Annotated in this window: 7 protein-coding genes and 1 pseudogene; 2 read left to right on the plus strand and 6 right to left on the minus strand. The window is 37.1% G+C overall.

Translation table 11 applies throughout. From position 1 onward, the window contains the following. Positions 1 to 164, plus strand: a pseudogene (locus HW45_RS29260) (IS91-like element ISVa3 family transposase); the annotation flags it as partial. A 169-nt stretch (positions 165 to 333) separates the two neighbouring features. Here the strand turns inward: HW45_RS29260 and HW45_RS04670 are convergent. The 6 genes from HW45_RS04670 to HW45_RS04695 form a co-directional block, all read right to left on the minus strand. Next, positions 334 to 1,479: a hypothetical protein gene (locus tag HW45_RS04670; RefSeq protein ID WP_038225273.1), complete on the minus strand. Its 1,146-nt coding sequence runs from the start codon at positions 1,477 to 1,479 to the stop codon at positions 334 to 336. Next, positions 1,479 to 2,006: a hypothetical protein gene (locus HW45_RS04675; protein WP_038225275.1), complete on the minus strand. Its 528-nt coding sequence runs from the start codon at positions 2,004 to 2,006 to the stop codon at positions 1,479 to 1,481. The genes HW45_RS04670 and HW45_RS04675 overlap by 1 nt, the downstream gene beginning before the upstream one ends. 2 nt (positions 2,007 to 2,008) lie before the next feature. Further along, positions 2,009 to 2,452, minus strand: coding sequence for an OmpA family protein (locus HW45_RS04680; protein WP_038225277.1), 444 nt, complete (start codon positions 2,450 to 2,452; stop codon positions 2,009 to 2,011). Then, positions 2,449 to 4,803, minus strand: coding sequence for a TcfC E-set like domain-containing protein (locus HW45_RS04685; RefSeq protein ID WP_038225279.1), 2,355 nt, complete (start codon positions 4,801 to 4,803; stop codon positions 2,449 to 2,451). The genes HW45_RS04680 and HW45_RS04685 overlap by 4 nt, the downstream gene beginning before the upstream one ends. Next, positions 4,800 to 5,423, minus strand: a complete 624-nt coding sequence (locus HW45_RS04690; RefSeq protein ID WP_235225362.1) for a hypothetical protein — start codon at positions 5,421 to 5,423, stop codon at positions 4,800 to 4,802. The genes HW45_RS04685 and HW45_RS04690 overlap by 4 nt, the downstream gene beginning before the upstream one ends. A 144-nt stretch (positions 5,424 to 5,567) precedes the next feature. Further along, positions 5,568 to 6,128, minus strand: a complete 561-nt coding sequence (locus HW45_RS04695; protein ID WP_038225281.1) for a hypothetical protein — start codon at positions 6,126 to 6,128, stop codon at positions 5,568 to 5,570. Positions 6,129 to 6,428: 300 nt separating this feature from the next. Between HW45_RS04695 and HW45_RS29920 the strand changes: the two genes are divergently transcribed. After that, positions 6,429 to 6,527, plus strand: a 99-nt coding sequence (locus tag HW45_RS29920; RefSeq protein ID WP_160171199.1) for a DUF4277 domain-containing protein, incomplete at its 3' end; no start/stop codon positions are given.

The raw sequence follows: 6,527 nt of genomic DNA on the forward strand, positions 1-6,527 counted from the left end.
TGCTGCGGAATCTCGGGTTTACAGGTAACGATCCATACCAGTGTGTGCTATGCGGAGGCAGAATGGAATTTACAGGTTTTATGAAAGGCCCAAAGAATGATCAACTACTGGATAATCGTCGAATGAGCATGCGTGAAGCGCGGCGATTAGGCGTGGCAGCGTAGGATAAGTCCGTCTAAATACCGTAAATTGGTAGAAAAAACACCCATATTGTCTATAAAACAATCTGACCTTAAATTTGCAGCAAACAGTCACAATTCAAACTGGATATTTACCTCATAAACGGCCTTGATGGTTATGATTGAGTTTCTTAACCATCGAGAGGAAAAACGCTTACAAAGGTAAACTGGCCCTTATAGTAAGCACGTCGTTAAATTTTCCTGTCAACCCGCTCTCGTTTGATAATAAGCTAAATCTCATATTGCCATATGAATGGTTTCGATGACTTGGTACTATATATCCGGTATCATTTGAGTATTTGAATTTAGCCGTTGTTGAGTTTGAGCCTTCAAATATTTCAAGTTCGTAGGGGATAGACATGTTTGAACTAGCGTTATATAAACACAAGTTGCTGTTTTTGCATTGCCCTGCATTAGCACTTGTTACGGTTATGTTTATTTTACTGTAATCATTGAAAAAACCGTTAATGTTAAAACTAGTTTCAGCATAGGCCTCTATGTAGTTATTTTTCTTTGATACAGAAAAATTTAAATTGGGATTTGTGACTGTTATTTCTGCTAGGGATGAAATAATTTCAACGGTTATGTGGTAAATGTAGTTCTGTGTGACATTCCAGGTGTTTTGCGGGTGAGCTCCCTGATAGTAAGTCATTGCTTGATTGTTTGCGATATAAGTCCCCTTGTAAGTCCCATAACCAGCATCATTTAACTGATTTAGGTCAAACTTGAAATACCTTTCAATAAAAGATGCTGTAGGGTCTGAAGTGTAAGTGCTTCCAAGCCCTATATATAAAGTGGTCAAACAAAGCGCGCCCTTATACGGGTCGATCACTGTGAGTTCATACACACTACCGGTTCTATAAGCTGTGGAGCATCCATTATTAAATCCAGGATAGTAATAGGTATTCCCCTGGTATATTGCATAAAGCTGGGCTTTTTTTATTCCAGTTTCTCCTGTTATTGGTGGGTAATGTCCAGACGTACTAGTCAGCGAGAAGTTCTTATTGGCACTCAAAGTATTTACTATTCCCTGGTCAACAACTCCTCCAACAGTAGTGCCTAATAAATTATCTGTTGTATGTATTACTTTTATTTCTGATGAGCTTAATTTTTCTATGGAAGAATGCAATGAGTTCAAAAACTTCAAATCATAAAATTCACCACTAGATGGGTCATACTTTATTTTCATGTCATAGTGTTTATCTGCAACAAAACCATTATTGGCGAATGTAAAACCAGTAAAAATACTAGAAAATACAGCTAAGGACGTAAGGACGTAAGGACGTAAGGACGTAATCATTATATCTCCTGATAGGCAATAAGAGAAACCAAACCAGTACACCATTGTGAGCTATTTTCCATCTCAATTTCTTCACTGGAAATTGTCAATAGCACATCAGAATAATACTTATCAGCACCTATATACCACAAGGCTGCGCCCGTAAGCCTAATCTCACCGCTCTCCATTTTTTTTCCACCAATGCTCAAAACCATTGGTCTACGGATTATGTTTTTTCCATTATAACAAGATAACTCATTGTAAGATTGAGTAAAAGTATAATTAGGTGATATAGGGTCGACTGCGGACTCAGTCCTTATTTGAAAGTGAATGTCATCAAATTTCTTTTTGGCTTTGTTATATGTCATTCTCCTAAAAAAACCATCCATTGCGTAGCTATTAAGCTGACCTGTGATTTCATTTCCTGGTATAGTAAGAGATAAATTTATTATTGTTTGCGCTTCTTTTGAAGGAGAGGACGCGTAAGAAATCATGGAAACTGAACAAAAACTCAAAGTTAGTGAAATTAATATTTTTTTATTTATCATACTCACTGACCTCTGTTATATTTGATGTAAATATCAACTCGTCTTAGGAGGCTTCTTCTAGACTCATCTTCTATGTAGTCAGCGTGCTTCTCCCCAACGCTGCAGGAATAAATACTTTTACTTGAAAAACCCTTAGTCTCAAGAATTTCCTTTACGTAGTTCGCTCTCTTTAAGCCAAGATTGTAGTTGTATTCAGCTTTGCCTATTTTATCAGTAAAACCCACCACTACTAACTTAAGTGATTTATCAAGTTCATTCCACTTATTAGTTGTTTCTTGGTTTAAATCTACTTCGTATGAATCATTGTCGAAATAAATAGAATCATAAAACACCCCGTCTATACAACCTATTTCTTTCCTACCCTCTTCGAAGGTAGGCGTAACTTCATCTGAGCTAAGTATGAAATAAGCTAAGCACAATAAGGGGGCGATAATAAAATTAATCAACTTTCACACAGCCCTATTTTTGTTTTTCCATGTTCAACAATGCCACTAAAACACATTTTACCTTCCTTATGAATTGAGAACGGTTTGTTAGGCTCCACTTTGAATTTAATCACCCTATCATTGACTGATTGATGGCTAACACAAGCATTACCCGTGCAAACAATGCCCTTAGTTGTAGTGTCATTACTTACAATAAGAACATTACCGATTTTCTTCTGCTTCACATTCACATAATGAACCTTGCCATTCAGCATACCCCATGTGGTATGCCTCTTGATGTTTATAGCACTTAAAGAATACTTATCATTGCCAAACTCATAATCAACGACAATCTGACTATAAGGGGGCATCTCAATCAAGCTATCTTCCGTTAATTTTTTAATTGACTTACTACCAGAAATATTGTCGCGCCACTTAATACTTCCTTTTACTAAATCCTTTGTACCAATAACTTCAATGGCACTGGTTTTTTGAGACATTGAGTTTTTTAAATAAACATCATGCGATGTAACATAAGCAGTCGTTGAGAAAGAACCGTTATAGTTCATATCGGCAGTTGACAGTCGATTAATGCCTGCTGAACCATTAATTTTATCATTGCTGTAATTTCCTATAACATAAGCGTCCACGTCATTATCTAGGTAAGTATGGGATAGGCCGCTGTTGACTGTAATGTTGTCATTTAATTTGTAACTACTACTAACTGTATTTACTAATTGGCTATGATTTCCACCATTTGAGTACATTGAACTGTAACTATGGTTTCTATCAAACAGAGGTATTGTGATACCAATGTTGACATTACCCTGACTATCGCCACCTGAGTTGTAGTTTGCGTATAAACTTACTCCATTATTAAATAAATAGTTAGCGGTAGCGTTCAAACTTGTATAGCTACCATGTCCTCCAGTTTCATTGTAGCTTACGCTTCCGCCAAAAGACAAAGCGCCCACTCCCTTATTAAAAGATAACGAAGCCATTAGACTATCCTCGTCACCTAAGTAGCTTTTTACATCCCTGTTTACATCGATGTTATTTACCGATAGGTTAAAATAACCCGAAGACAAATTAGCGTTTAACTTATGGGCATTCTCACTGATTGAAAACTTCGTATTAAATTGCACCTGGTCTATATTTGCGTAATAGCCAACTCCTAAAAAATGTTCGTTTTCTAAAGTTGATAAACTCCCGATTAGACTATGCTGTTTATATAGTGGAATACTAACCCCAGCATCAAACATGAAGCCATTACCCCCTAATTTGCTGTTGTTTTCGGTAGTCCCGGCACGTACATATGTGGACATTTCGCCAGCATCAAACGAGGAGCTATTCGGAATGAATGCATCGGCTCTAAAGACAACAGCGTCCCCTTTAGACACGTCGTAACTAATGTCATAGTTACCATATGGCAAGTCTGAATAAAGGATGGTATTCATCCCTGAAGCAATATTTTTCTGATAAACCAGTTTATCGTCTTTATACACAGACAGAACACCATTAGATGGGGAAAAGAACTCTACACCTTTCGTTGCAAATTTTTTTATCTCTCGTAACTTTTGATTTGAGAGCTGAACACCTACAAATTTCCCATCGAAAAAAGCATTTTGTCCAGCAACACCTAAACGTTGATTGTCCGATATAAGACCCACTGTCGCTGCGTATTTTTTCAAGTCTAAGTTGTAGTTGAATTTGTCCAAACTATTATTATAACTGTTAAGATTAATGTCATATTTTAAATATCCATCACCTAAGCCTTGAATATTGTTCGATCTGATAATATAAGTGGAATAGTTGTTTCCGTATGATAAGTTTCCATAGAACTTACTCACAAGCATATTTTCTCCTTGGCTTTTAATAACAATAGCATCATTAGATGTCTTAAACATTTTGCTAGGTACAAACAACCGTACGCTATTGTTATAAAAATCCACTACAGACGACAATTCGGGTTCAAATACAAGACACTCCGATTTCTTCCCCTTACATTGCGTAGAGCTTTCTACGCCTCGAATTAAATAACCTGTAACTTCATCAATGTGTTTTTTGTCAATACCAACAGATGCAAGGTAGTTTTTAAGCAACTCTTTCTCACTTGGTAATATCTTTGCTTTTAAAAAGGATAATTTACTTTCTAAAGTTATTGGGTCAACATGGGCACCAACAACATAAAGCTTTATTTTTCTATCCTTCATTTGAGAGAAACTAGCATACCGATTTGAAGCGTCAGGGGTTAAGGATATATTATTATAGCGACCATCAATAGAAGTAAGATTTGCAATATTATTCAAACTATCGGCCATTGCATGAGCAGCAAACACACCAAAACAAACAAGTATCAACCTAATATTCATGGTAGTTTTATTGAAGCTTTAATTTGATACCTAGAATAAGGGTCTCTCATGGTTATATTTGCTTTGCCATTTTTGAATTCACTAATATTAAGTTTTTTTTCTTTCCCACTTAACACGAACTCTGAGCCACTGCATGCTACGTCCTTTTTAAATTCGCTTTGGCATAAATCAATATCGTATATTGCAACACTATTAGAGCTGTTTTTTAACACATACCCTTCTTTCGTTAATTCTACTGAAGGTTTGCCAATGACTTCTCCATCCTTGGACAAGATTAACCAAACTCGATAGCCGATTAGGATATTCATCACTTGCCCTTGATTATAATTGTCCGCTATCGATTCAGGCGTAATATCAATAGCAACGATACGGTCTTTCTCTTGTTTCTTACCAATTTGCCAAGCAAGCAATTGAATTGGAATAGTAATTTCTTCCTCAGGACCTATAATATATTCATTCCGTTCTAAGTAGACTGGCCAATCTTGAAATTCTTCTTCTCTAAACTTTACCACTTTATTATTATTAAGCTCAGAAAGTGTCACTCGAAAAAAAACTGGAAATGTATCAGGGTTATTTATTTTCAATTCTGGCACATCATCTTTAGATGGTATAATTACCATCTTATCCACTGTAATGCCGAAAGACGAGAATGAGAACAATAGCGCCGACAAAAATAGAAAATTTAAACGCATAATCAATTATTTCATGATATATAAGCAAAATTATAATAAGAAGGGAAAGCTTTCCCTCCTTATATCGGAAAATTAAGTAATGTCTGCTGCCACTTGTAAAATTGCCATCACTTGAATTGCACCACCCGATGGGTTACGAGCAGCTGTTGGCACCTCTACAGATGCAGAGAGCCCCATGGCTTTAGGAGTACTATCGCTAGAACCAGATATAGTGTAGACCTTAGCGCTAGTCGTCGTTAAGGGAGTGCCATTAATATATATGCTTGAGGTCACATTGTTTAGTTGACTTGCGATAATTGCTGTGCCTAAAAGTGTTGGGTTAGCAACTAGCCTCGCGGTGATATTCGAAGCATCTGTAAAACTGCCAGTTGATGGTTTTACATAGAAAGTTGCTAATGACGAAGTCAGTTCAAGACCACTAGTAGTATTTTTAGAGACAAGCGGGATATTGGCTGGTGCAGTGTAGGGTGTCGTACCATCAGCTTGAACGAATGCCCAGCCAGTACCTGCTGTTGCTGTTGCTGGGATCTGACCACTGAAAGAAAACGTTAGGCTACCGTTTGTAGGCGCTGCTATTGATGAAATTGAAACCCCCAAAAGAGTTATACCTAATGCCATTTTACTTTTGTTCATTAAACTTTCCTAAAATATAAAACACTTAGATTTTTATCTATAACCCATTTTCCAGATAAATGCAATTATTAATCCAGAAAAGCTACATCTTATAGCGCGTCAACTAGCTTGACCGATCCAGCGTCAATTAGCTTGGCCGGTTGAAGTCCTGTTTTAAGACTGGTTTAGCCGTCATTCCGCACCATATTTCAGATTTTAAAATAGTGTGATCTGGTGAGCATTTAGGCAGCAAGAACTCACGCTTCCCTTGACGCCGATCACCAGTTTTGATCTATTACTGTTATTTGACGGGAGCTTATTATGTCTGCACCCCAGCCTGTTATTAAACGCCTCGACCACCTCGGTTTGATTGCTGCTTTTTGTCATGAAACGGGCTTACCCCGCATCATTGACAACATC

Origin of the sequence: Vibrio sp. ER1A (genome assembly GCF_000733315.1) — a bacterium.
Classification (GTDB): domain Bacteria; phylum Pseudomonadota; class Gammaproteobacteria; order Enterobacterales; family Vibrionaceae; genus Vibrio; species Vibrio mediterranei.